We start from the raw sequence: 25443 nt of genomic DNA on the forward strand, positions 1-25443 counted from the left end.
TACTTTCACTCCAATCAAAAACAGACTCTTGACTGCTAACGTCAAAGTCTGTTTTTTAATAGAATCAAAACATCAAAAAATTAAAAAGGCAAATATTGGACATATAAAAGCCCCTAAAATAGCACTAAGAGTCATCGCCACTGACCCCATCGTCATCGTCTCTTCCCCATACTCGGAAAGCTTAGATAAGCCGATACCATGAGATGCACTACCTATAGATATCCCCCTGCTGATTGCGGTATCTATGTGAAATAATTTAAAGAGAAACGGTCCAGCTAATGCTCCTATTAAACCAGCTAAAATTACAAAAACTGCTGTCAAAGTTGGAATACCCCCGATTGATTCACTAATAGGCATCGCAATTGGAGAAGTAATTGACTTTGGTAATAAGGATTTTTGAAGAAACTCCTCAAAAGACATAAGTTTAGCTATTATAGCAATACTAATGAGTCCAGAAAGCATTGCTACAGTAACACCTAATATAATCGTCACCTTGTTTTTCATAATTTTTTCTCGCTGTATATATAAAGGGTAAGCCATCCCTACTACCGCTGGTCCAAGCATTGCATCAATCCACTTGGCACCTGACATATATGTATCGTAAGAAACTCCTGAAAAACTTAATACTACTACAAGGATAATCGTAGTAGTTAAAATAGGTAATAGTAAAGGATAGGTGAATCTTCTATAGAGAAAAGTCATCCCTATAAAAATAATGATTGTACCAATTACCATCGCTAGAGCAATCATTTCAATTCCTCCCCTACTATTTTACTTTCAAAGTATTGACATACCTTTCCTGCTACTACAATAGTAAACATTGTGCTAATTATTAAAGCGATTATTATAAAAATCCCTTTTAACGAGGCTAACTGAGGGTAATCCATTATCCCTGCGGTCGCCGGCACAAAGAATAAGGCAAGAAATGCAAGTAAAAAACCAGCCCCATCTTTTATAAGATTGGCTGGAATTATTTTTAGCAGGAGGCACGCTAATAGCATTAATAATCCAGCAATACTTCCAGGAAAAGAAAATGGCAATAATTCCACTATAAAAGATCCTAGAGTAGAGAATAAATAAAGAATAATTACTTGAAAAATTATTCGACCTACTTTTTTTATTTTGTTCATTATGTACTTTAAAAGTTTATTCTTTTAAAGTTTCACCTCCATAAAAGCTGATAATAGAAATAATTTTACGCCTTCTCTTTTAGTATGTCCATGAGTAGAAAAGTAGTTTGCTTGTTTGGAAGGAATCGGATGATTTCGTTCCAGGCGGAAGCTTTCCGCCGACAAGACCTCCATTCAACTAGTATTTTCATATGAGAAACTCTAAGCATATAAAAACTAGAAAACAGGCCGTTCCAAATAACAAAATACCTCAAAAGATTTATATCTCGAGGTATTTTGTCAATACTTTAACACATCTAGAACTAGAGGCGAAAAGTTATTCTATAGTTTTAATAGTTTTCGGATCAATCAAGTCGTATCCTTTTGCTCGTAAGCCTTCTACAATTTTCGAAAGAGCTGCTGCGGTCCATTCTCGATCATGCATTAGCAAATTTGCTCCGTCTACTAGATACTCCGCATTAACCATAATATCTGCTAAACTATTAGCCTCCATATATTGTTTCTCCCAATCGTATCCATATGTCCAATTCATCAAGACCATCCCTTCTTGGTGAACCAAGGACTTACTAAAATCAGTATTTACACCAAAAGGAGCTCGGAAAAATTTAGGCTTCTCACCGATCACTGCTTCTACCGTCTCGTTTACTTTAATTATTTCTTCTTGTTGCTGTTCTTCACTGCTATTTTTTAAGTTCGCGTGTGTTTGAGTGTGATTTCCAATAGAAAAACCTAAATCATATATTTCTTTTAGATTAGCTTGTTCTTCCTCTGAATCTATGAAATGACCATTCACAAAAAAGATAGCTGGAGCGTCAAGTTCTTTTAATGTTTTCGCCATTTCGACAGCATATTTATCTGGAGCATCGTCAATCGTTAAAAGCACAGCCTTAGGATTCGCATCTGCAATTGGTTTTATCGTCCAATTCGCCTCATTAATTTCATACTTTATTTCCGAAACAGCTTCTTCCTCTATAACTTCCTCTACAGGCTCTATTTCTTCCACTTTTTCAGTTTCTTCAGGCTTAGTTTCTACCGTTTCTTTATTAACTTCGTTTTTTTCTCCAAGTTCTTTTTGAACTTCCGTTGTTTCTGCATTACATCCTACTAGTAAAAAAGTTAGTGCTGCGGGTAATAACCAAGTTGTAAGTTTCAATATAATCACCATATCCCTTCTATTTCCATTCTAACAGTCAAAAAGAAAACCGTGTAGAGTATTTCTACACGGTTTTATCGACCTACTTATTATTTAGATAGAATATGGATTGGGTGACCCATTACTACTTCTGCAGCTTCCATTGCAATTTCTCCAAGCGTTGGATGTGCATGAATAGTCATAGCGATATCCTCAACCGTCATACCAGCTTCAATTGCTAAACCTAGTTCAGCGATCATATCAGATGCACCTTGACCTACGATTTGAGCGCCAAGTAATAAACCATCTTCTTTACGTGAAACTAGTTTTACAAAGCCTTCTGTCGCGTTAAGAGCAAGTGCACGACCGTTAGCTCCGAATGGGAACTTACCAGCAGCTACATCAAATCCTTGTTCTTTTGCTTGTGCTTCAGATAAACCAACTGTAGCTAGCTCTGGATCTGTGAAGCAAACAGCTGGGATTGCAAGATAATCTACAACAGATGATTGACCAGCAATCGCCTCTGCAGCTACTTTACCTTCATAAGATGCTTTGTGAGCAAGCTGAGGACCAGCTACTACATCACCGATAGCAAAGATATTGCTAATGCTAGTGCGACATTGCTTATCTACTTCGATTAATCCGCGTTCTGCAAATTTAATACCAAGCTCTTCTAAACCAATTTCATCGGTGTTTGGGCGGCGGCCAACTGTTACTAATACATAGTCAGCTTCCACTTTTTTCTCTTCTCCACCAACTTCATAAGTTACAACTACGCCAGTATCAGACTCTTCAACACCTTTTGCAGATGCTTTTACTACCATATCTACGCCTTTTTTCTTCAAGCCTTTTTTAACAATAGTAGTCATTTGTTTTTCGAAGCCAGCTAAAATATCGTCTCCACCTTCGATAATTGTAACTTGTGAACCTAGGTTAGCATATGCAGAACCTAACTCAGTTCCAATGTACCCTCCACCAATTACTACTAATTTTTCAGGTACCTCTTGAAGATTTAAAGCACCAGTTGAGTTAATAACACGTTTTGTATATTTAAATGTTGGAATTTCTACTGGACGAGATCCAGTAGCGATTATCGCATGTTTAAAAGTATAAGTTTGTGCAGACTTCTCATCCATTACACGAACTGTATTTGCATCAACAAAGTAAGCTTCACCAGAAACCACTTCAATATTGTTACCTTTTAATAATCCGGAAACACCGCTAGTTAATTTTTTCACAACACTTTCTTTGAAAGCTTGTGCTTTTGAAAAGTCAATTTTAACATCAGATGCCGTGATACCCATGTCATCTGAATGTTTTGCTTGTTCAAAACGGTGACCAACTGAGATAAGCGCTTTAGAAGGGATACACCCTACGTTTAAGCATACTCCGCCGATATGTTCTTTCTCTACTACTACTACCTTTTGTCCTGTTTGTGCAGCACGAATTGCAGCAACATAACCTCCAGGACCTGAACCTATTACTAAAGTATCTGTTTCAATCGGGAAATCTCCTACGACCATTTTTTACGCCTCCATTAATAATAATTCTGGACTGCTTAATAAACGTTTTATATGGTTCAACGCATGTTGGGCAGTCGCACCATCGATCATGCGATGATCAAAGCTCAATGATAATGCTAACACAGGAGCGGCTACAATTTCACTATTTTTTATTACAGGTTTTTCTGAAATTCGACCAATTCCGAGGATTGCCACTTCTGGATGGTTGATAACAGGTGTAAACCATTGCCCTCCTGCAGAGCCAATATTAGTGATTGAGCATGATGCACCTTTCATCTCAGCAGGAGCTAATTTGCCATCTCGAGCTTTAGTTGCTAAAGCATTAATTTCATCAGAGATAGTAAATACAGATTTACGATCTGCATTTTTAATAACAGGTACTAATAAACCTTTATCTGTATCAGCTGCAATCCCAATGTTGTAATAATGCTTTTGAATAACTTCGTTTGAATCATCATCATACGAAGTATTTAAAGCAGGGAATTCACGTAAAGTACTTACTAATGCTTTTACCACATAAGGTAAGTAAGTTAACTTGATGTTTTTCTCTGCAGCTATTTCTTTAAATTTCTTGCGATGTGCAACAAGCTCTGTCACATCAACTTCGTCCATAAGCGTTACGTGTGGAGCGGTATGCTTAGAATTAACCATAGCTTTTGCAATTGCCTTACGCATTGGTGAAAGCTTCTCACGCGTTTCAGGGAAGTCTCCTTCTAGGCTAACAGGAGCTGAAGATTTTGTTTCTTGCGCCTTCTCCTGTTCAGCAGCTGGTGCTGTAGATTTAGTTTCTTCTACTGATTGGTCTCCAGAAAGGAATGCTTCAATGTCCTCTTTTAGAATTCGACCGTTTTTACCAGTACCATTTACGTCAGCAATATTCACTTCATTTTCACGAGCAAATTTACGAACAGAAGGCATCGCAATTACACGAGTGTCGCCTTTAGGTTTAACCTCTGTAGTTTCAGTCTTTTCTTTAGTAGGTGTAGAAGGTTGCTGATTTTTAGAAGCATCAACTGCTTCTTTCTCCACTTCCTTACCATCCTCTAAAGTAGATTGTATTTGAGCTTCTGTTTTTTCTTCACCACTGTGATCTCCTTTAAATTGAAGATCCTCATAGCCTGGTGCATCCAACTTAACTAGTACGTCGCCAACTACAGCAACTGTTCCTTCGCTTACCAACACGTCTGTTACTTTTCCTTTTACAGGTGAAGGAATTTCTACTACAGCTTTATCATTTTGTACTTCGCAAAGGATATCGTCCTCATCAACTTCGTCACCGGCTTTAACAAACCATTTAACGATTTCTCCTTCATGTATACCTTCTCCAATATCCGGTAGGCGGAATTCAAATGCCAAAGTGCTCACCCTTTCTATTGTTCGTTTCTTTTAGAAATTTAATACTTTCTTTGCTGTTTCCATTATATCTTTAGAGTTTGGCAACCAAACTGTTTCTGCTTGAGAGAATGGGAATACAGTATCTGGTGCAGCCACACGTAGAACTGGAGCCTCTAGGCTTAGAATAGCTCTCTCTGTAATTTCTGCAACAACGTTTGCTGCAATACCAGCTTGTTTTTGCGCCTCTTGTACAACAATTGCGCGGTTTGTTTTTTCTACAGAAGCAATGATTGTTTCGATATCTAATGGTTGTACAGTACGAAGATCCACAACTTCAACAGAGTGTCCTTCTTTTTCTAGTTCCTCAGCTGCTTTCAAGCTTTCTTGAACCATTGCACCATAAGTAATAATCGTTAAATCAGTACCTTCACGTTTCACGTCTGCTTTTCCAAGAGGAATAGTATACTCTTCCTCAGGAACTTCGCCGCGGAAAGAGCGATACAATTTCATATGTTCTAAGAAAATAACTGGATCATTATCACGAATAGCGGATATCAGTAAACCTTTTGCATCGTAAGGTGTAGATGGAATAACCACTTTCACACCAGGAGTTGAAGTCATTAAAAGCTCCAAGCTATCTGCGTGCATTTCTGGTGTATGAACTCCTCCACCAAAAGGTGAACGTATAGTTACTGGCGCATTAAAAGCACCACCTGTACGGAAACGCATACGAGATAATTGTCCACTAATTGAATCCATCACTTCATATACGAAACCAAAGAATTGGATTTCAGGAACTGGACGGAATCCTTGTAATGAAAGACCAACTGCCAATCCACCAATACCTGACTCTGCAAGTGGTGTATCAAATACACGATCTTCCCCAAATTCTTTTTGTAGTCCTTCAGTTGCACGGAATACTCCGCCGTTATTACCAACGTCTTCGCCGAAGACTAACACATTTTCATCATTTTTAAGCTCAGTACGGAGAGCATCCGTAATAGCTTGAATCATCGTCATTTGTGCCATCGGTTACTTCGACTCCTTCTCTGTATAGTAAGCTAATTGCTCATCTAAGTTATATGGATTTTCTTCATACATAATATTTATTAAATCTGTTACTTTTTGTTTTGGAGCAGCATCCGCTTTTTTGATTGCATCTTTAATTTCTTCTTTCGCTCTCTCAATTACTTCTGCTTCTTTTTCTTCATTCCAAATACCTTTGCTCTCCAAATACTTACGGAAGCGTACTAATGGATCTTTTTTCTCCCATTCAGAATCTGTTTCTGATGTACGGTAGCGTGTAGGATCATCACCAGCCATTGTATGTGGACCGTATCGGTAACAAACAGTCTCGATTAAGCTTGGCCCTTCGCCTCTAATTGCACGATCTCTAGCATCCTTTGTTGCAACATATACAGCTAGTGGATCCATTCCATCAACTAACATGCTTGGTAAGCCAGCAGCAATCCCCTTTTGAGCAATTGTTTTAGCTGCAGTCTGTAGCTCACGTGGAGTAGAGATAGCATATTGGTTATTTTGGACAATAAATACAGCTGGTACACGGAAAGCTCCAGCAAAGTTAATGCCTTCGTAGAAATCTCCTTGAGAAGAACCGCCATCTCCTGTATACGTAATAGCGATTGATTTCTTGCCACGTTTTTGCATTCCTAATGCAACTCCTGCAGCTTGAATGAATTGAGCGCCTATAATAATCTGTGGTGGAAATACATTTACACCTTCAGGAATCTGATTGCCTCTAAAGTGACCACGTGAGAATAGGAATGCTTGCCATAACGGTAAACCATGCCATACTATTTGTGGCACATCACGGTAGCCTGGTAAGATAAAATCTTCTTTTTCACACGCAAAATGGGAAGCAAGCTGGGAAGCCTCTTGCCCTGCTGTTGGTGCATAGAAGCCAAGACGTCCTTGTCGGTTTAACGAAATAGAACGTTGATCTAATATTCTCGTATAGACCATGCGACTCATTAATTCCACTAAATCTTCTTCAGATAAATTAGGGTTCGCTTGTTCATTAACGATTTCCCCGTCTTCATTTAAAATCTGGAACATTTCAAACTTTTCTTCGATTTCATGAAGCGTTTTCATTGGGTCAAACTGGGTTTCTTTGTTTGAAGCCATAAAGCACCTCTCCTTTTTCTCTGTATTAAAATTTATTTACACATTGATTGGTACAATATCAATTCCATCTAAGTATACTCAAGAATAAATGCTCGGTCAATCATCTAGAACTCTATCATTTTTATATTAGAATATTATAAACATTACATTCTGTACTAGTCATTAATTTCATCTGTATTATATCAGTTCGAAGGGATATCGATAAATTAAATACATCATTAATACATTTCCCATTTCCTATCGTCCAAATACCTATATTGATATAGATAAACGCCTTTTCGATATACATACCACGTCTAATCATTTTTACACATGATTATTCTATGGCTTTTCCGAAACCATATAAAATTAATCGGACATCACCGTCACCAAGTCTAGTGATCCTCTCGATTACTTAGAGACAAGTCTGAGGCAAACCTCTCTTCAAAATAAAAAGTTCCGATAAGTCAGCTTGCTTTAAAAATAAATAAAAACGTGAAATCAAGTTTGATATGCTCCCCAATAGGTAGACAGGTGAAAAAACAAAAATCTGTTTACCTGTTGGGGGGTATTTTTTTATGGCGCGAAGTAAGCATACAGTTGAACAAAAACTAACCGTTCTCCAACTGTTTGAGGATGGAAAATATACATTAGAAGAAATTTGTAGAATGCATGAATTAACCTATACTACACTTTACCGTTGGCAAGCGAAATATAAAGCGGAAGGATTAGAGGGGTTGAAGGATTCACACACTTGGAAACCTTACTCAAAAGAACTGAAGGAAGCTGCGGTACTAGATTATACACGTAATGGATTAACCATGAATGAAATACTCGCAAAATTTCAAGTGAGTAGTGATTCTGTTTTGTATGGTTGGATTCGCAAGTATACTAGCCATAGCGAATTAAAAGACTCAAGAAAAGGAATGAGTAAAACTATGACTAAATGGAGATCAACAACGGTAGAGGAACGCATTGAAATTGCACAATATTGCTTTAACACTCAACGAAATTATCAAGCAACTGCAGAAAAATATGGGGTTTCGTATCAACAAGTGTATAGCTGGGTGAAGAAATTAGAAACAGCAGGCGTAATGGCATTAAAAGACGGTCGTGGGCGCACGAAATCAATGGAAGAATTAACAGAAGAAGAGAAATTAAAATTACGCATGCAACAAATGGAACGTGAAATGGAACGCTTGCGTGCAGAAAACTTATTCTTAAAAAAGTTAGAGGAAATCGAGAGGAGGCGTTAATCAGTCAAATTCGCTTACAACAGCGTTATCTAGCGATTCAAGAACTACATACAGAGGAACATATTCCGGTTATCGTCTTATGTAAAATCGCTAAAATTTCACGTGCTGCCTATTATAAATGGTGCGCGCGCACCTCATCAAAGCGCGAACAAGAAAACGAAGCTTTATTAGAGGGGATTCGCCTACTATACGACCAGGTTGATGGAATCTATGGATACCGTCGTATGACGCTGACGATCAATCGTTATCGTAAAGTGGCAGGCTCACCTACGTACAATGAAAAACGAATTTACCGTTTAATGCGTATGTATCTAATACAATCTGTCATTCGTCGAAAACGAAAAGGATATAAGAAATCTACACCACAGCACGTTGCAGAAAATCTGTTAAATCGCAATTTTAAGGCTTCTAAGCCAAATGAAAAATGGTGTACAGATATTACCGAATTCAAATATGGTGTCGGAAGAAAAGCATATTTAAGTGCAATTATTGATTTACACGATGGGTCAATTGTTGGTTATAAACTAGGTAAATCCAATAATAATCGTTTAGTTTTTGACACGATTATTCCAGTGATAGAACAATTGCCAGCTGGCGCCTTCCCGATGATTCATAGTGATCGTGGCTTTCAATATACTTCGAAGGGATTTAAACGCATCGTAGATGGCGCTAAAATGACGCACAGTATGTCTCGAGTTGGCCGTTGTTTGGACAACGCTCCAATCGAGAATTTTTGGGGTACACTGAAGTCAGAAATGTATTATTTGCGGGAATTCCAGTATGAGGAATTAAGAAAAGCAGTTGATGTGTATATTTACTTTTACAATCATCAACGTTATCAAAAACGACTAAACGGCCTGAGCCCTCTAGAATTCAGAGCTCAAGCCGCTTAGTTCAATTTTTATTATTTCCACTGTCTACTTGACAGGGAGCAGTCCAGTTGCCGATTTCACGTTTTTATTATATTGACTAGTTTTGTTCAAGCCTCAAATAAAGTGTATATACATTTTATTCTTCGTTTTGAAGAGTAGAAAAAGCTTGATCTTTTACTTCATTTAATTGTGTAGTTAAGTCATTGAATTCTTGAACTGCTTGTTGCACAGCTTCATTCTGCTTATTAACCTCTGCAACCTGCTCTTGAATTTTAGATACGTCCGCTTCTTCATCTAAAAGCATATTATAAAGAGCGTCTTGTAAGCTTGTAAGAGAGTTGTATTGTTCAACCAAATTATCATAAGAATCATATCGATTTTTAAAAGCATCTTCTACTGAACGGATACTTTCCTTTTCGGATTCCTCTTTAGCATCAGAAATAACTGACTCTAGGTCTGTAAGCTTCTCCTTTGCCTTCGATATGGAATCCTTTTCTTTTTCTACCAGTGTCATACGTTCTTCTAATAGATTAGCAGTTGCCTCTACTTGAGCACTAAGCTCTTCTTTTTGGTCCTGAGTTAATTCCATCATGCTTTGAAAATTTCCCTGTTCCTTTAACTCTGTTTCCTTCAAGGATGTTTGAACTTCTCTATAGCCTTCTTCTGCTTCATAGATTTCAGTCAAAACATTTGATAATTTTTCCTGAGTGCTTTCTCCAAAAGAGCAGGCAGACAATAGTAAAAGTGACATGAAAGGAACCACGAATATTAATTTTTTCATTCCGTAACCTCCTATACCCATTTTCAACTATAATTGTTCTAGTTACTAAATTCAACTGACTTATATACCTTTTTGTTTAGTAAAACGACATAATTCGATATAATAGAAATATGAAATTTGAAAGGACGATCAAGATGATTTTAATGCCTAACATTATTAGAGATGGACATCCTACTCTACGCAAGAAAACGGAAGAGCTTACCTTTCCACTCACTGAGGATGAAAAAGCTCTGGCAAATGATTTATTGGAGTACGTTATAAATAGCCAAGATGATGAAATGGTGAATAAATACAACCTTCGTCCTGGAATTGGAATTGCTGCACCACAAGTAAACCAATCTAAAAGAATGTTTGCCTTACACCTAATGGATGAGAACGATCAGGAAATCAGCTTTGTTGCAGTTAACCCTAAAATCATTAGCCATTCCGTAGAAAAAACATATATACCTTCTGGTGAAGGCTGTCTATCTGTAGACGAAGTTATTGAAGGGTATGTTCCGCGATATGCCAGAATTACAGCAACTGGCTTTTATCCGGATGGAACTCCATTTAAGAAACGTCTAAAAGGTCTGGCTGCTATCGCCTTCCAACATGAATTAGACCATTTGAATGGCATTATGTTTTATGACCATATCAATCCACAAAACCCTTATGCGGAAATAGCAGATGCATTTCCTTACGAAAATAAATAATTAAAAAGATTGGCCTCTACGGAGACCAATCTTTTTTCAATAAGGCTATGTTGATGGGTAGGGTTGGTTTATGATGCAAAGAAAACTTAAATCAGAGAGTAGAATTGATTTTTCGCACCAGCCGGACGCTTTCCTCGGGGTGAGCGATAAGCCTCACCCAACCCCTAGCAAAGCTTTTAATAATAAATGCTCCGCTCTCCTCTCCTAAAGCAACTACACATTAGTTGATATCGGAAAGTTTTGGCATAGCAGACAACGCTCCAAAGTTTGTTGCACAAATAGATCCGAGCTTATTCCCAAAAGCAATATATCTGATCCATTCTTCTCTAGTTTTAGGCTTCCCTTCTGACTGGATTTTAGATAGAATACCTGCCATAAATGCATCTCCAGCACCGGTTGTATCAACAGCTATTACTTTTTCAGTCGGGATATGAACCAGTTCCCCTTCGATCATGGCGTATGTTCCTTTTGCTCCTACTGTTACAAGGATTACGGAAATATTATATTCCGCTAATCTATTAATCCCCTCTAATTGAGTATTAGCTTGAGTTAAAAAGAAAAGTTCTTCTTCCGTGATTTTAAATATATCTACGTCATGAAGAAACGAACAAATTGTCTCTCTGCATTGCTGCTCAGTATTCCATCTTAATGGGCGAATATTAGCATCAAACGATATTAGCGCACTAGATTTCTTTGTTTGTTCTACTATTTTTTTAGTAGTCTCTCTAGCGATTGAATGAAATAATGTCCCAGAGCAAAAATGGAAAGCACTTGCTTGATTAAAAGCATTCAAGTCTATCATAGAGAAATCTACTTGTAAGTCAGGGGTATCATCTAAATAAGTATGAAAATGACGATCGTTATTTTCTGTTAAGTGCACATAAACTCCACTTATAGACTTTTCCGGGTCGACCTGTATATAAGAAAGGTCAACCCCTTCTGCTTCTAGCTCCCTCTTCACAAATTTAGAGGTATCATCTTCTCCGATGATAGTTATAAAAGAGGAGGAAGAACCTAGTCTGCCAATACCTGCAGCTACATTTACAGTGGCTCCTCCTAAAAACTTTTTAAAGCTCTTATTTGTCTGATCCTTTGAAATATAGTCAACAAAGGCATCGCCATATACTAATACGTACTTATTACTTTGCTCTATCATGTGATACTCCTTTAAATTAGCTTTAATTGCCTCATTGCATTTACTAGACCATTTTCTGAGACATGTTCAGTAACGATTGTGGCGTGTTTTTTTAGTTCATCTACAGCATTTCCCATAGCTACACCTGTACCTACGAACTTCAGCATTTCTACATCATTTAATCCGTCCCCGAACGCAACTGCATTTTGACGAGTTTCTCCTAAATATTCTAAAAGTATCTCAATCCCAACAGCTTTAGACATGCCTTTAGGAAGCACATCACAAGATACTCTGTGCCATCTTACAAAGGACAAGTTAGGAAATGCACGTTCATATTCCTCTTGTACATCTTTTTCGCAAAAGACAAGCGCCTGATGAATATCATTATTTAAATAAAAATTTTCTGCCTGTCTAGGAAAACCGACCTTTAAAGTAGAAATACTTTCAATCACGTCTTTATGATCGGGTACATTTGAAACCATCTCATGGCTGTCCATATATACTAAAGGCTGGTCTTTCAAAGCAGCAAACTCCGAAAGTTTTTTAAGCTCTTCCTTATCTATAACACCTTTATGTATGGTTTTGCCTTCAAATTGAACAATTTGACCATTATAAGTTATATAAGAATCAATTTGAAGTTGATCTACGATTGCTTTAGCTAGAAATGGTGCTCTTCCAGTAGCAATTACAGTAATATGTCCATTTTCTCTCGCTTGTTTAAATGCTTCTTCTACCCCTTCAGGAATATTTTTCTCAAAATCTAAAATGGTTCCATCTATATCGAAAATCAATACTTTTTTTTCCATTATTTTTTCTCCCTTTTCAAGTTAAATTATTTGACTTTTCTGTTATAATCCTTTACAAACTCCACATTTTCATATATAATACGTCATAAGGAGTGGATTGCCATGTTGAAACGCTTGAAAAGAAAACTGTTGCGGCGACTCGGCGGAATGCTCAGAAACAAAACGATTGCTTAAGTCAAATGTCTTGCCCTTCAAAAATTGAAGGGCTTTTCTTTATTTTAAATAAGTAGCGTGATAATATAAAGAGAATTGATTTATTTTGAACGTGAAAAAGGAGAGTATAAAAATGATTTATAAAGTTTATTATCAAGAAAATGCACTAGAGGTACCAGTTCGCGAAAACACTAAAAGCTTATACGTAGAGGCTGAATCAGAGCGTGAGGTTCGTTCACTTCTTATAGACCGCAAGTATAACATTGAGCTTATCCAGTTGCTTGAAGGTAACCACTTGGAATACGAACAAGCAAGTCCAAATTTCAAAGTAGAAGAGCTGTAATTCATGAAATTTGTAAAAAATGACCAAACAGCTGTTTTCGCCCTCGGCGGACTAGGTGAAATCGGCAAAAATACGTATGGTGTTCAATTTCAAGATGAAATTATTCTAATTGATGCGGGTATTAAATTCCCAGAAGATGATCTTTTAGGAATCGATTATGTGATCCCAGACTATACTTATTTAGTCAAAAATGTGGACAAGATTAAAGGCCTTTTTATTACCCACGGACATGAAGACCATATTGGTGGAATTCCTTACTTACTTAAGCAACTCAATGTCCCAGTATACGGAAGTAAGCTAGCATTGGGTCTGCTTCGAAACAAGCTAGAAGAGCATGGCTTACTACGTCAAACGAAAATGAATGTAATCGAAGAAGACGATGTGATTAAGTTCAGAAAAACAGCTGTAAGCTTTTTTAGAACTACGCATAGTATACCTGATGCTTTTGGAATTGTGGTAAAAACTCCACCTGGTAATATTGTGCATACAGGAGATTTCAAATTTGACTTTACTCCTGTCGGCGAACCTGCAAACTTAACGAAAATGGCAGAAATCGGTCGTGATGGCGTTCTTTGTCTTCTTTCAGATAGTACTAATGCTGAAGTTCCTAACTTCACAATGTCCGAACGCAAAGTTGGAGAAAGTATGGATTCCATTTTCCGTAAAGTAAATGGTCGTATTATTTTTGCAACCTTTGCTTCGAATATCCATAGACTTCAACAAGTAATAGACGCTGCGATTCATCATAATCGCAAAATTGCTGTTTTCGGAAGAAGCATGGACAACAATATTACAATTGGACGAGAGCTAGGCTATATTACAGCCCCTAAGGAAATGTTCATTGATACAAGCGCATTAAACCGATTACCTGCTAACGAAGTTTTAATCCTTTGTACAGGTAGTCAAGGGGAACCAATGGCAGCTCTTTCTCGAATTGCTAATGGTACTCACCGACAAATTCAAATTCAACCAGGAGATACTGTAGTATTTTCTTCTTCTCCTATCCCAGGTAACAGAGCAAGCGTTAATAGAACGATTAATCTGTTGTTCCGTGCGGGTGCAGAAGTTATTCATGGTTCCTTGAACAATGTCCATACTTCTGGGCATGGCTCTCAAGAAGAACAAAAGCTTATGCTACGTTTAATGAAGCCTAAATTCTTTATGCCAATCCACGGGGAATTCCGTATGTTAAAAATTCATACAGAGTTAGCAGCAGATTGTGATGTTCCTATTGAAAACACATTCATTATGGAAAATGGACAAGTTTTAGCATTAAGTTCTAATGAAGCACATGTAGCTGGTCGCATACCATCAGGAGATGTTTATATCGATGGTAGCGGTATTGGGGATATAGGTAATATCGTATTAAGAGATCGTAGAATTCTTTCTGAAGAAGGCTTAGTAATAGTAGTTGTTAGTGCGGATATGGAAAGAAAGAAAATTGTTTCTGGTCCGGATATTATTTCTAGAGGATTCGTGTATATGCGTGAATCTGGCACAATGATTAATGAAGCACAGCAAATGCTAAATAAGCACTTAAGGTTTACAATTCAAGACAAAGCAATAGAGTGGTCTGAATTGAAAAATGAAATTACAGATGTTTTAAGCCCTTATTTATATGAAAAGACTAAGCGCCGTCCAATGATTTTACCAATCATTATGGAAGTGTAAATAGTATAATCTAATCTAGTATTTTTAAAAGTATCTTCGACTGTAGTCATCCACGAGGTTTTCGTGCTTGATTGCAGTCTTTTTTAATAAAAGTTATTTTGATAACACGAACGATTGATAGAGAATTAGGAGATTTATAAGCTTTTAAATAAATAAAGTAGTATTGATTTTCGCTTTCGGCGGACGCTTTCCGCGGGGGGAGAGATAAGCCATCACCCATCGCTTACGCGCGCGGTTGTGATGTCTTATCTGTCTCACTCATCCCTACTTGTGTCGCCGCCTGCCGCTTCAATATAGAGAAAATGTTCATGTTTGATTAATGAAATGCTTTCTAAGTAGAATCGTTAATTAATTACGGATCCAAATCGAGAAAGTAGTCTTGAAACTGATAGAGAAGTTAACTTAATAGAATACTTCACTGCAGTAGGGGTGTTATACTGGACAATTTTTTAAATCGTATGATAGATGCGTTATTTAATTCTTTTCTTAAAATACATCTCGTACAATTCGTCATCATTCAGGTCTTAATAAAAATGCCCATCCAGACCCTCTTCTTGAATCATCTTATAAACATAGAACCATACATCTTCCATTCTCTCCTACCGATACAAAACTTTTTCTACGTATAACGACTTAGTTGTTAGCAATACAATATATTTTCTACAAAAATACAAAATAATTTTAATATTTGATATAATCGGTATTGAATAGCAGTAAATAACTAGGGAGGATTTTGGAATGAAACAATTATTAGAAGGTATTGAGATCAACAAAGAAATCACTATCAATACTCCAATGGATTTAGTTTGGTATGCTTGGACAATATCAGAACGAGTTTCTGAATGGTTTGCTTCTGAAGCAATCATTAATCCTAAAGTTGGTGGAGCATATGAGCTTTATTTCATACCTGGGAATAAAACTGGCATGAATACTAAAGGTTGCAAGATAACTAAACTAGATGAACAGAATGAGCTACAATTTACTTGGAAAGGGCCTGACCAATTTGAAAGTGTCATGAACGATGAGAATTCCCTAACGCTTGTAAAGGTAGTTTTTTTAAATTTAGATAATAATATTACTAAGATTACATTACACCACTCTGGTTTTAATAGTGGTGAAAATTGGGCAGAGGCTATTAAATGGCATGATATGGCATGGTCTGGTGTATTAAGTAGTCTTAAATCTGCACTTGAAAAAGGAGAAGGAAACCTTTGCTGTAAGCCTTAAAAAAATAACTTACGTCTATTTCTTAAAGAAATAGATGTTTTTTTATTACGTTATAGGTTTCTAATACACACTATCTACGTGTTTTGACTTAAACCATTTATGCAGAAAAAAATATCATGTATACATATATTAAGAAATATATTCCGGAGGTTTTGGCAATTAAAACACATAATTTATTTGGGAAAATCATATTTTGGTTAGGTTTCTTATTTTTCATTTCTGGTCTTGGAACAACGCTTGGTCCACTAGAATTCAATTCTCTTTTACCAAATAAATCATTGGCTCTTAGTTTTATCTGGCTCGGAATAGCTATGTTATTAATTTCAAGCCTCTAATAGTTAAAAGATTAAGAAGAGGCACATTTTCCAAGCCTCCTTCACTTCTATAACACCTACTCTCAATGGCAATATATATTTCTAGTTCAACGTAGTTTCTACGTAATGTGCAGTAATAAGAACGGGTTAAATACCCATTTTATGTTAAACTTAAAGCGTGATTATATTTGAACAAAATGGAGGTATAAAATGTCTGGTAATTTACGTTTCTATACGAATATTGTTTTAGTAATTTTAATTATCATCGTTGTTTTCATGAATTTTTTAGGGTATTGGGCAGCAGCTAGATTCGTTCAAATACTATTTTTCTTTGGAATGATTTTCGCTATTTTAGGTGTTGGTGTTGAAATAGGAAAAAAACTAAAAAACAAAAGCTGATTGGAATATTCTAATTGGTTTTTTACTTCGCAATATCTCCGAACTGTCCATCAACTCCCTAAGATTTTTGAAACCTTACATTAATATAAAACGTAAATTAAAGATAAAAAAGGAGGTTGTTTTTTTGTACGAACATAAATTCGTGAAAATCCAATTATCTACATTCCTACGTACTGCTGAGGAAAGTTACCATCAAGTTGTTTATGACCATGAAAAAGAAGGATGGGAATTAGTACAGATTTTTGCACCAGGCTTAAAAGGTTATGGGACTCCTGGTTTTTTTGAATTAATATTTAAACGTAAGAACGAATTAGGGCAATGAGATTTCATTGCTTTTTTTCTTTCTCTTTATTGAACAGTTTTTGTTCTAATGTGTCGTATTTAATCTAGTTCCGCATCTAAACCGTCACCGTTTAAAAAGTCACACAGAACATCAAAATCACCACTTGTTACGACCATATCCCAAGCTAATCCTTCATAACCGTATTCCTCTTGAAGTTCTGATACAGCGCGCTCAAATCTTGTAAATTCATACTCCCCATGATTTACTATTAGTGGTTGTTCCATTTTCATACTCCTTTCGTAGAACACTTTTTGAAAATCTGAATAAGATAATAATGATTAGAAGAACTATTATTAGATTCTCATCTTCGTTCGTGTAAGGAGGTGTGAAAGTCGTGAGAAAAGAATGGAAAAAAACTTTGATTAAATTTCTCAAACAATTAATTTTATTAATTGTAGAGACGATCCTCAATCAGTTAATTTCTTGACCGACTTTCAATAAAAGCAACCATACTCAGTTAAGAGTACTGGTTCGCCTCCGATATTAATAAACTTATAAATTAAACTCATACATAAATTCACATTGTGATTTTAGTACGTCTTTTCAAAAAGCAACCCTCACTACCACCCTCAGCTGCATGCTGTTAAATTCACCACTTGGCTATCATCCTGCCAGATTACTTTGTTCAAGCCGTCCTTAACACCCTTCACGTAGTTATCTACATCAGGCTTAGTGGTTGGTCTTAGTTCTCCTTGTTCAATTAGAGCCTGTTTTGGCTTTGTCTGATACTTCTTAGGGGTTGCTCTATAAAATGTCTATCGCTAAGTCAATCGGTCCTGTTATGAGCTCTTTTAGAGCGTACTGACCAACTACCAGCTTTACATATTGCTTAAAGTCCCTAGACTTATCAGGATCATAGAGGACAGTTTTACCTGTCCAAGATTTCCCTGCCCTTGGTCTTCCTTGCGCTACTGGTTCACCTGGTATTTCGAAGAGAATGTTGTTCATGCTCGCATCCTCTCCTGATATTCAAGTTTTTCATCGATAGTCACCTGACGTTTAAGGAACTCTGCCTCTGCTTCCTCATGCTGCAGAGTTATTGAGGATATTTGAACATGAAGTAAAAGAAAGCTTGCATTTAGATAATGACAATCCTTCTTTTGGGGACTTCGCAATAAGATGGAATAAAAACTTTGCAGATGTTGAATTAGAAGCATTACTGCTGAAACCTATTCTTATGCCTGAACAGTTTAATAAAACACTTTGGAAAAAACAAAAACGAATAAAGGAGATTACCACATTTCAAATTGTACAATTTTTCACCCGGGAAAAGGAACAAAGTGCAAATTTAGAAAAGAAATGTAAACTATTGAAGTCAATATTTAAGCATGCGGTTCTTTGGAAAATTATCGATGAACGCAACAATCCAATGCATGGAGTTAGCAAACCAAAAAGTAAAAAAATGAAAGTTGAAACAAATAAATTTTTTGATAAGAACGAAATACCTACCTTATTAAAAGTAATGGAAAATTCACTAGAACATCAATACCTCATATCTGCCTTAGCTTTGTTTAGTGGTCTTAGAAGAGGCGAAGTATTAGCCATCACTCCAGAAGTAATTTATTGGGATACTAATCAGATACATGTAAAAAGACTTACAGTTATCTAAGAAGATGGGATTTCGTCTTAAGTCGACCAAGACAGTTGAGGATTGTTATGTAACTTATCCTAAATATTTAATGGACAAGCTATATTACTATTATCAATTTAAAATAAAGTTACAAGATGAAATGGATAACTTATTGGAAGGGTTTAAAGATGAAGAAGGAAAAGAGGTGTTGCTGCTATTTTCTAATGAATACGGTAAGCCTTATCGACCTGATTCTGTTACCCAGTTTTGAAATAGATTTATTAAAAGGGAGAACCTTCGCCCTGTTTCATTTCATGGTCTTAGGCACTCCTCTGCCTCTTACATATTTAGTGAGGGAGTTAATATGAAGATTATACAAAAACGACTTGGACATAGAGCTATTAAAACTGCTTTAAATATTTATACTCAGATTAATCAGGATGATGATTGAGTTGCCAGCATCACTTTTGGTAAGATGTATACAGAAGAAAAAGACGAAGTTCGGAATCGGTCACACTGGACTAGAAAAAAATAAAAAAACAACTCTTTGCATTAGCAAAGAATCGCTTTATATCAAGGTTTCTAGAGGATGGAACATAGGGGACTTGAACCCCTGACCCCAACACTGCCAGTGTTGTGCTCTCCCAACTGAGCTAATGCCCCGTTTTAATTATCTAATAATATTGTAAGGGAAGAAAATAGGAAAGCAACCCCTTTTTGGGAGATTGCAGGTTATGAATTGATGTCCTTAAATCTAGCTGGATGAACGAGTCTAATAAAATTTCCCGAGATGGATAGGCTGATAGCTTATCGCTCATCCAGCAAAAAACTGCCAACTAACTTTTGGACAGAATGAACACTTCGTTTATTTAAGAAAGAACCTTCTTTTCGAAACGATTGATATCCACATCTGCTCCAATGATGATGAGAACGTCATTCAGCTGCATCTTATCTTGTGCCTGTGGAGATACTATAATTTCTTTTCCCCTCTTTACGGCAACTATATTGATGCCATATCTAGCTCGAATATCCAAGTCTACTATAGAGAAGCCAGCAATTTTTTCATTTACTTTGATTTCCATAATAGAATGCTCGTCGGAAAGCTCCAAATAATCCAAAACATTGTTGGACAGGATGTTATGAGCAATTCGTATCCCCATGTCCCGCTCCGGATGGACTACTTGGTCGGCTCCAATTTTACGCAACACCTTCTCATGATAATCATTTTGAGCTTTTACTGTAATCTTCTTTACACCTATTTCTTTTAGCATAAGCGTTGTAAGAATACTAGACTGAATATCGTCTCCTATTGCAACAATAACGTGTTCGAAGTTTCTAATCCCAAGCGATTTTAAGACTGCTTCGTCTGTCGTATCCGCAATCACTGCTTGGGTTGCTATGGAGGCAAATTCATCAACTCTTTCTTGTACCTTATCAATGGCCATAACATCGGCGCCTTGCTCCATTAACTCTTTAACGATACTTCCACCAAAACGTCCTAAACCAATAACAACAAATTCCTTCTGCATAGCTGCGCCTCCTAGAACTAATTGCCATTAGTTTAACACAACAGTGGTTCTACTGCTATCTAGATTTCCATCATTTTTTAAACCCATGCTTTTTATAAAAATTTAAATCTCTTTTACCAAGAGGACAAGTCGCTTTTCTAACATTTGCAGCCCTCTCTCGCCAGCCTGCCTGTGTCGCAGTCGGCCTTTTTTATCAAACAAATAAAAATTTGGTACAAGCTTACACTGGAACATTTCAGATAGCACCAAATCATGATCTAGACAAATAGAGTCGAAAATTCCTGCTGCAGAAGCTGTTGATTTCACTAAGCTTTTACTCGCATCTTCAGGAGACCTAGGCATATGAACAGCAATGACATTAAACTGATTTTCATACTTCTCTTTCCATTTATTTATTAATGGTGGAGCAACCTTACAGGCATCACAGCTAACAGACCAAAAATAGACAAGCAAAGGCTTTGTACCTAATAACTGTCCCTTTGTCCATGAGCCGTTTAACCATTTAGTTGTAATAGGAAACTCCGGTAACTCCTCTCTCAAATTCATCCATATCTCTCCTTTATCCTTCATCCATATTCAGTCTATGCAACTAAGAGATAGTTGCATCTAATAGTTGGAAAATTTTTTTTTTGTATTATCTTTAAAAAGTTGTTAAAGTAAACTTAAAGTTATGTTAAAATAAACTTTGTTTTATGGAAAAGCTCTTTATTTTACAAAAGAGAAGGAGCGTAATTACATGCAAATTGGTAGAAAAATTAAACAGTTAAGACTGAAAAAAGGTCTAACACAGGAAGAACTAGGCGAGAGAACGGACTTAAGCAAGGGTTTCATATCCCAGCTGGAAAGAGACCTAAATTCTCCTTCCATTGAGACACTTTTTTCTATTTTAAATGTTTTAGGTTGTAAGCCTAAGGATTTCTTTGATGATGAACATAGTAGAACTAAGGTGGTTTTCCAAGAAGAGGAGCAAACTGTTTACATAGATGAAGAAAAAAAGTACAAGCTTCACTGGCTTATTTCTGAATCCAATGAAAACGATATGGAGCCAGTATTGATCACTTTTGATAAAGGCGGTCAGTTTAAAGAGTTTGAACCTTCCTTATCTCAAACTTTTATATACGTTTTACAAGGTCGCGTCGAGTTACAACTTGGCAAACAACACTACTTTGCTTCGGCTGGAGAGTCCCTCTATTTTGAAGCGGCAGATCATCATCTGTTGAAAAATGCATCAGATGATATCTCCAAGGTTATTTATGTCGTCACGAATTCTTATTTATGAAAATGGAGGGTTATTATGTCAGAGACACCTATTATTCGCTTTGAAAATGTTACTAAATTTTATGATGAGGACACAACAGTTCTTAAAGACATTAATTTTGAATTAGAGCGTGGAAAGTTTTATACATTGTTAGGCCCATCTGGTTGTGGGAAAACAACTATCCTTCGCTTAATAGCTGGTTTCATGCAGCCTTCAAATGGCAGTATTTATCTTAACGGAAAACTTATTAATAACGTGCCTGCCAACCAACGTCAAGTAAATACGGTGTTTCAGGATTATGCCCTGTTCCCTCACTTAAACGTATTTGAAAATGTGGCATTTGGGCTACGTATTAAAAAATTTGGTAAGAAAGAGATAGAGGATCGAGTGTTAGAGGCGTTAAAATTCGTTAACCTAAACGGCTATGAAAATAGAGAGATAGCAGAGATGTCTGGCGGACAAAGACAACGTGTCGCTATTGCTAGAGCTATTGTCAATGACCCTGAAATTATACTACTAGATGAGCCACTTTCAGCATTAGACTTAAAACTACGATCCGAAATGCAATACGAGCTTCGTGAGCTACAACAACGTCTAGGTAAAACATTTATCTTTGTTACCCACGACCAAGAGGAAGCACTTGCGATGTCGGATGAAATATTTGTCCTAAATGCTGGGAACATTGAACAAAGTGGTACGCCTATGGATATTTACGATGAACCGATTAATCGTTTTGTTGCAGACTTTATTGGTGAGTCTAATATCGTCGAAGGAACAATGGTAGCTGATTTCCGTGTTCGTATCGGTGGCAAGGAATTTGAATGTGTAGACCAAGGTCTAAACCCAAATGAAAAAGTCGATATCGTTATTCGTCCAGAGGATTTAGAAATCACAACGATTGATAAAGGAAAAATGAAAGTTAAAGTAGATACACAATTGTTTAGAGGAGTTCACTATGAACTTTCCACTTATGATGAAGAAGGAAATGAGTGGTTAGTGCATTCAACTAAAAAGGCAGCCGTAGGTGAAATGATTGGCTTGAATTTTGATCCTGAGTCTATTCATGTTATGCGTCTGAATGAAACGGAAGAAGAGTTTGATAAACGCCTAGAGTCTTACGGAGAAGACGCTTATGGAAACTAAAAAAGCTAGGGCACTTTATCTAATACCCTACTATGCTTGGATACTGTTATTTGTAATAGCTCCAATTGCATTAATCGCTTATTATTCCTTCTTCGACTTAAGCGGAAACTTTACTTTAGATAACTATCAAAATTTCTTTACGTCTGTTTATTTAAAACTAACACTTAGCTCTTTCTGGTATGCGTTCCTTATTACTTTGTTCTCATTGTTAATCGCATATCCAACAGCTTATCTTTTGACTAAAACAAAGCATAAGCAATTATGGTTACTTTTAATCATCATTCCATCATGGATAAACCTTTTATTAAAAACATATGCCTTTATTGGTATTTTCGGCTTATATGGCCCAATTAATGCTTTCTTAAATGTATTCGGTATAGGAGAGCAACAAATACTATTTACTGATTTCAGTTTTATTTTCGTTTCGGTATATATTTTTATACCATTTATGATTCTTCCAATCTTTAACTCACTTGATAAGTTAAATCCTTCTCTTATTGATGCAAGTAAAGATTTGGGGGCTTCTGGTTGGACAACCTTTAGAAAGGTTATCTTCCCTTTAACAACAAATGGTGTAAAGGCTGGAGTTCAAGCAGTATTTATTCCCTCTTTATCCCTATTTATGATTACCCGCTTAATCGCTGGTAACAAAGTAATTACTTTAGGAACAGCTATTGAGCAACAATTCCTCGTAACTCAAAATTGGGGAATGGGTTCAACGATCGCTGTATTCTTAATCATTTTCATGGTAATCGTAATGATTATTACAGGGCAAAGAGATAAGGGGGCAACTTCCAATGGGAAACACAAGTAAGGCAGCAAAAATATATTTAGTCCTTATTTTCGTCATTCTTTATGCTCCTATTTTTTATTTGATATTCTATTCATTTAACAGCGGCGGTACGATGAATGAATTTGACTCCTTTACTTGGGAGCATTACGCAGCAGTATTTTCTGATACTCGCTTAATTATGATACTTATAAACACAGTTATAGTCGCATTACTATCGGCTTTAATTTCAACGGCTATTGGAGTTCTAGGTTCCTTAGGAATAGTTTATATTAGAAACAAATCTTTGAGAAATTCGATTTTATCGTTAAATAACGTGTTAATCGTAAGTCCTGACGTTGTCATTGGGGCGTCATTTTTAATTCTATTCACTATGGTGGGCGTTAAGCTAGGATTTGCCTCTGTGCTTATTTCTCATATTGCTTTTAGTATTCCTATTGTTGTTTTAATGGTACTTCCAAAGCTACAAGAGATGAACAGCTCATTAATCGATGCGGCAGCTGACTTAGGTGCAACTAGAAGAGACATTTTAAGAAGGGTTATCATCCCTTTCATCAAGCCAGGTATTTTCGCAGGTTTCTTTATGGCACTTACCTATTCTTTAGATGATTTTGCAGTGACCTTTTTTGTAACAGGAAATGGTTTTAGTACTCTATCTGTTGAAATATACTCCATGGCTCGAGCTGGAATTACTTTAACAATAAATGCACTTTCAGGTATTATTTTTATCGTAACATTGTTCTTAGTTGTAGGTTACTACTTCATTAGCCAGCGAGGCGGTAAAAACCTGACAGGAATGGGGATACGTAAATGAAGGAAATTGTAAGAGCAGCTGTAGCCATTATAGTTGTATGTATCGTATTATTTATCACAAACGATTATTTAGGAAAAAATGCAAATAATGCTGGTAGTGATACTGTTACTGTCTTTAACTGGGGAGAATACATTGATCCTGAGTTGATATACCAGTTTGAAGAAGAAACTGGATATCGAGTTGTTTATGAAACATTTGATTCAAACGAAGCAATGATGACTAAGATTGAACAAGGCGGGACTTCTTATGATATAGCTGTCCCTTCAGAGTATGCAATTGAAAAAATGAAGGAAAATGATTTACTCTTGCCAATCGATCCTTCCAAGTTACCAAATTTAAAAAACATTGATCCTTACTTTTTAGATTTACCTTTTGATCCTAAAAATGAGTTTTCTATCCCCTATTTTTGGGGAACAGTAGGAATTGTATATAATCCTTCCCTATTGGAGGGGCAAACATTTGAAAGCTGGGATAATTTGTGGGATCCCTCATTGGAAGGCAAGGTATTATTAGTAGATGGAGCACGTGAGGTCATTGGAATGGGATTAAATAGCCTAGGTTATTCCTTAAACTCTACAGATGAAAATGAGCTTCAAAGTGCTCTTGAAAAGCTTCAAGGCTTGACTCCAAATGTAAAGGCAATTATTGGTGACGAAGTAACGCAGCTGATGGTAAATGAAGAAGCAGCTGTAGCCCTTACTTGGTCTGGACAAGCTGCTGACATGATGTGGGAAAATGAAGAACTAGACTATTCTGTTCCTGAAGAAGGCTCTAATTTATGGTTTGATAATATGGTAATCCCTAAAACCTCAGCAAACGTGGATGGTGCACATGCTTTCATCAACTTCATGTTAGATTCAGAGGTAGCTGCTCAAAATGCAGATTACGTTGGTTATTCCACTCCTAATACTGCAGCGATGGAAATAATGGATGAAGAGGTTATCGCAGACGAGCGTTTCTATCCTACAGAAGAAGCTAGAGATAATTTAGAAGTTTACAAAAATCTTGGTCTCGAAATGCTAGGCCATTACAATGAATTATTCTTGAAATTTAAAATGGGAGATAATTAATTTCAACAACTTAATTATTTCTTCTAGAATAAA

28 protein-coding genes, 1 tRNA gene and 1 pseudogene are annotated in these 25443 nt (G+C 36.5%); 15 read left to right on the forward strand and 15 right to left on the reverse strand.

Annotation, left to right across the window (positions count from 1 at the left end; translation table 11 throughout):
• Positions 1-72: 72 nt before the first annotated feature.
• The 7 genes from MKX96_RS14095 to pdhA all read right to left on the reverse strand — a co-directional run bounded on the left by MKX96_RS14095 (position 73) and on the right by pdhA (position 7265).
• On the reverse strand, positions 73-750 hold the full coding sequence (locus MKX96_RS14095) for an LrgB family protein (RefSeq protein ID WP_340884382.1): 678 nt from the start codon (positions 748-750) through the stop codon (positions 73-75).
• Positions 747-1130 carry a CidA/LrgA family protein gene (locus MKX96_RS14100; RefSeq protein WP_340884385.1) on the reverse strand — a complete coding sequence of 128 codons (384 nt, stop codon included), beginning with the start codon at positions 1128-1130 and terminating at the stop codon, positions 747-749. The genes MKX96_RS14095 and MKX96_RS14100 overlap by 4 nt, the downstream gene beginning before the upstream one ends.
• A 316-nt stretch (positions 1131-1446) precedes the next feature.
• The gene (locus MKX96_RS14105; protein ID WP_445678197.1) at positions 1447-2295 is read right to left on the reverse strand and encodes a polysaccharide deacetylase family protein; all 849 of its coding nucleotides are present in this window, start codon (positions 2293-2295) and stop codon (positions 1447-1449) included.
• Between the two features lie 77 nt (positions 2296-2372).
• Positions 2373-3785 (reverse strand): dihydrolipoyl dehydrogenase, encoded by a 1413-nt coding sequence (lpdA, locus tag MKX96_RS14110; RefSeq protein WP_169358928.1) that lies wholly within the window; start codon positions 3783-3785, stop codon positions 2373-2375.
• Between the two features lie 3 nt (positions 3786-3788).
• Complete coding sequence (locus tag MKX96_RS14115; RefSeq protein WP_340884390.1) at positions 3789-5141, reverse strand: dihydrolipoamide acetyltransferase family protein; 1353 nt, start codon at positions 5139-5141, stop codon at positions 3789-3791.
• Between the two features lie 30 nt (positions 5142-5171).
• Positions 5172-6149 carry an alpha-ketoacid dehydrogenase subunit beta gene (locus tag MKX96_RS14120; protein ID WP_340884392.1) on the reverse strand — a complete coding sequence of 326 codons (978 nt, stop codon included), beginning with the start codon at positions 6147-6149 and terminating at the stop codon, positions 5172-5174.
• A gap of 3 nt (positions 6150-6152) precedes the next feature.
• Positions 6153-7265, reverse strand: a complete 1113-nt coding sequence (pdhA, locus tag MKX96_RS14125) for a pyruvate dehydrogenase (acetyl-transferring) E1 component subunit alpha (RefSeq protein ID WP_340884394.1) — start codon at positions 7263-7265, stop codon at positions 6153-6155.
• Between the two features lie 557 nt (positions 7266-7822).
• On the opposite strand from pdhA, the gene MKX96_RS14130 reads away from it, so the two are divergent.
• A protein-coding gene (locus MKX96_RS14130) for an IS3 family transposase (protein WP_340884396.1) occupies positions 7823-9393 on the forward strand; the annotation gives its coding sequence in 2 pieces (ribosomal slippage) (positions 7823-8456 and positions 8456-9393; 1572 coding nt in all).
• A 115-nt stretch (positions 9394-9508) separates the two neighbouring features.
• Here the strand turns inward: MKX96_RS14130 and MKX96_RS14135 are convergent.
• Positions 9509-10153 (reverse strand): YkyA family protein, encoded by a 645-nt coding sequence (locus MKX96_RS14135; RefSeq protein ID WP_340884399.1) that lies wholly within the window; start codon positions 10151-10153, stop codon positions 9509-9511.
• Positions 10154-10287: 134 nt separating this feature from the next.
• On the opposite strand from MKX96_RS14135, the gene def reads away from it, so the two are divergent.
• A complete protein-coding gene (gene def / locus MKX96_RS14140) occupies positions 10288-10845 on the forward strand; it encodes a peptide deformylase (protein ID WP_340884401.1) in 558 nt (185 codons plus the stop codon).
• Positions 10846-11065: 220 nt separating this feature from the next.
• Here the strand turns inward: def and MKX96_RS14145 are convergent, their stop codons facing one another.
• On the reverse strand, positions 11066-12001 hold the full coding sequence (locus MKX96_RS14145; RefSeq protein WP_340884403.1) for a carbohydrate kinase family protein: 936 nt from the start codon (positions 11999-12001) through the stop codon (positions 11066-11068).
• Positions 12002-12012: 11 nt separating this feature from the next.
• Positions 12013-12786, reverse strand: a complete 774-nt coding sequence (locus MKX96_RS14150) for a Cof-type HAD-IIB family hydrolase (RefSeq protein ID WP_340884406.1) — start codon at positions 12784-12786, stop codon at positions 12013-12015.
• Positions 12787-13072: 286 nt separating this feature from the next.
• On the opposite strand from MKX96_RS14150, the gene MKX96_RS14155 reads away from it, so the two are divergent.
• From MKX96_RS14155 to MKX96_RS14175, 5 genes are all read left to right on the forward strand, one after another.
• Positions 13073-13282: a DNA-dependent RNA polymerase subunit epsilon gene (locus MKX96_RS14155; protein ID WP_169358920.1), complete on the forward strand. Its 210-nt coding sequence runs from the start codon at positions 13073-13075 to the stop codon at positions 13280-13282.
• A gap of 3 nt (positions 13283-13285) precedes the next feature.
• Positions 13286-14953 carry a ribonuclease J1 gene (rnjA, locus tag MKX96_RS14160; RefSeq protein ID WP_340884410.1) on the forward strand — a complete coding sequence of 556 codons (1668 nt, stop codon included), beginning with the start codon at positions 13286-13288 and terminating at the stop codon, positions 14951-14953.
• A gap of 738 nt (positions 14954-15691) precedes the next feature.
• Positions 15692-16180: an SRPBCC family protein gene (locus MKX96_RS14165; protein ID WP_340884413.1), complete on the forward strand. Its 489-nt coding sequence runs from the start codon at positions 15692-15694 to the stop codon at positions 16178-16180.
• A gap of 524 nt (positions 16181-16704) precedes the next feature.
• The gene (locus MKX96_RS14170) at positions 16705-16893 is read left to right on the forward strand and encodes a hypothetical protein (RefSeq protein WP_340884416.1); all 189 of its coding nucleotides are present in this window, start codon (positions 16705-16707) and stop codon (positions 16891-16893) included.
• 124 nt (positions 16894-17017) lie between these two features.
• Positions 17018-17215: a DUF4177 domain-containing protein gene (locus MKX96_RS14175; RefSeq protein WP_340884421.1), complete on the forward strand. Its 198-nt coding sequence runs from the start codon at positions 17018-17020 to the stop codon at positions 17213-17215.
• A 59-nt stretch (positions 17216-17274) separates the two neighbouring features.
• Here MKX96_RS14175 and MKX96_RS14180 read toward each other — a convergent pair whose 3' ends face one another.
• Together MKX96_RS14180 and MKX96_RS14185 are read right to left on the reverse strand one after the other, a co-directional pair.
• A complete protein-coding gene (locus tag MKX96_RS14180) occupies positions 17275-17460 on the reverse strand; it encodes a hypothetical protein (protein ID WP_340884424.1) in 186 nt (61 codons plus the stop codon).
• Between the two features lie 345 nt (positions 17461-17805).
• Positions 17806-18184 (reverse strand): annotated as a pseudogene (locus MKX96_RS14185) (RusA family crossover junction endodeoxyribonuclease).
• A gap of 91 nt (positions 18185-18275) precedes the next feature.
• On the opposite strand from MKX96_RS14185, the gene MKX96_RS14190 reads away from it, so the two are divergent.
• The 3 genes from MKX96_RS14190 to MKX96_RS19600 are packed head-to-tail and all read left to right on the forward strand — an operon-like array spanning position 18276 to position 19257.
• Positions 18276-18845, forward strand: coding sequence for a hypothetical protein (locus MKX96_RS14190; protein WP_340884426.1), 570 nt, complete (start codon positions 18276-18278; stop codon positions 18843-18845).
• 4 nt (positions 18846-18849) lie between these two features.
• Complete coding sequence (locus MKX96_RS14195) at positions 18850-19077, forward strand: hypothetical protein (RefSeq protein ID WP_340884428.1); 228 nt, start codon at positions 18850-18852, stop codon at positions 19075-19077.
• A gap of 9 nt (positions 19078-19086) precedes the next feature.
• Positions 19087-19257 carry a tyrosine-type recombinase/integrase gene (locus tag MKX96_RS19600; RefSeq protein WP_445678216.1) on the forward strand — a complete coding sequence of 57 codons (171 nt, stop codon included), beginning with the start codon at positions 19087-19089 and terminating at the stop codon, positions 19255-19257.
• A gap of 139 nt (positions 19258-19396) precedes the next feature.
• On the opposite strand, the gene MKX96_RS14200 is transcribed toward MKX96_RS19600, so the two are convergent.
• The 3 genes from MKX96_RS14200 to MKX96_RS14210 all read right to left on the reverse strand — a co-directional run bounded on the left by MKX96_RS14200 (position 19397) and on the right by MKX96_RS14210 (position 20881).
• Positions 19397-19469 (reverse strand) — tRNA-Ala (locus MKX96_RS14200).
• A gap of 206 nt (positions 19470-19675) precedes the next feature.
• Complete coding sequence (locus MKX96_RS14205) at positions 19676-20335, reverse strand: potassium channel family protein (protein WP_169358918.1); 660 nt, start codon at positions 20333-20335, stop codon at positions 19676-19678.
• A 102-nt stretch (positions 20336-20437) separates the two neighbouring features.
• Complete coding sequence (locus tag MKX96_RS14210; RefSeq protein ID WP_340884433.1) at positions 20438-20881, reverse strand: TlpA family protein disulfide reductase; 444 nt, start codon at positions 20879-20881, stop codon at positions 20438-20440.
• Between the two features lie 190 nt (positions 20882-21071).
• Between MKX96_RS14210 and MKX96_RS14215 the strand changes: the two genes are divergently transcribed.
• The 5 genes from MKX96_RS14215 to MKX96_RS14235 are packed head-to-tail and all read left to right on the forward strand — an operon-like array spanning position 21072 to position 25410.
• Complete coding sequence (locus MKX96_RS14215; RefSeq protein WP_169358916.1) at positions 21072-21614, forward strand: helix-turn-helix domain-containing protein; 543 nt, start codon at positions 21072-21074, stop codon at positions 21612-21614.
• A 15-nt stretch (positions 21615-21629) separates the two neighbouring features.
• Complete coding sequence (locus MKX96_RS14220; RefSeq protein ID WP_340884439.1) at positions 21630-22736, forward strand: ABC transporter ATP-binding protein; 1107 nt, start codon at positions 21630-21632, stop codon at positions 22734-22736.
• Complete coding sequence (locus MKX96_RS14225; protein ID WP_169358914.1) at positions 22726-23550, forward strand: ABC transporter permease; 825 nt, start codon at positions 22726-22728, stop codon at positions 23548-23550. The genes MKX96_RS14220 and MKX96_RS14225 overlap by 11 nt, the downstream gene beginning before the upstream one ends.
• Complete coding sequence (locus MKX96_RS14230) at positions 23534-24340, forward strand: ABC transporter permease (protein WP_169358913.1); 807 nt, start codon at positions 23534-23536, stop codon at positions 24338-24340. Before MKX96_RS14225 ends, MKX96_RS14230 begins: the two co-directional genes overlap by 17 nt.
• On the forward strand, positions 24337-25410 hold the full coding sequence (locus MKX96_RS14235) for an ABC transporter substrate-binding protein (RefSeq protein WP_340884444.1): 1074 nt from the start codon (positions 24337-24339) through the stop codon (positions 25408-25410). The genes MKX96_RS14230 and MKX96_RS14235 overlap by 4 nt, the downstream gene beginning before the upstream one ends.
• The last annotated feature ends 33 nt before the right edge of the window (positions 25411-25443 follow it).

Origin of the sequence: Psychrobacillus sp. FSL W7-1493 (assembly GCF_038004905.1) — a bacterium.
Classification (GTDB): Bacteria; Bacillota; Bacilli; order Bacillales_A; family Planococcaceae; genus Psychrobacillus.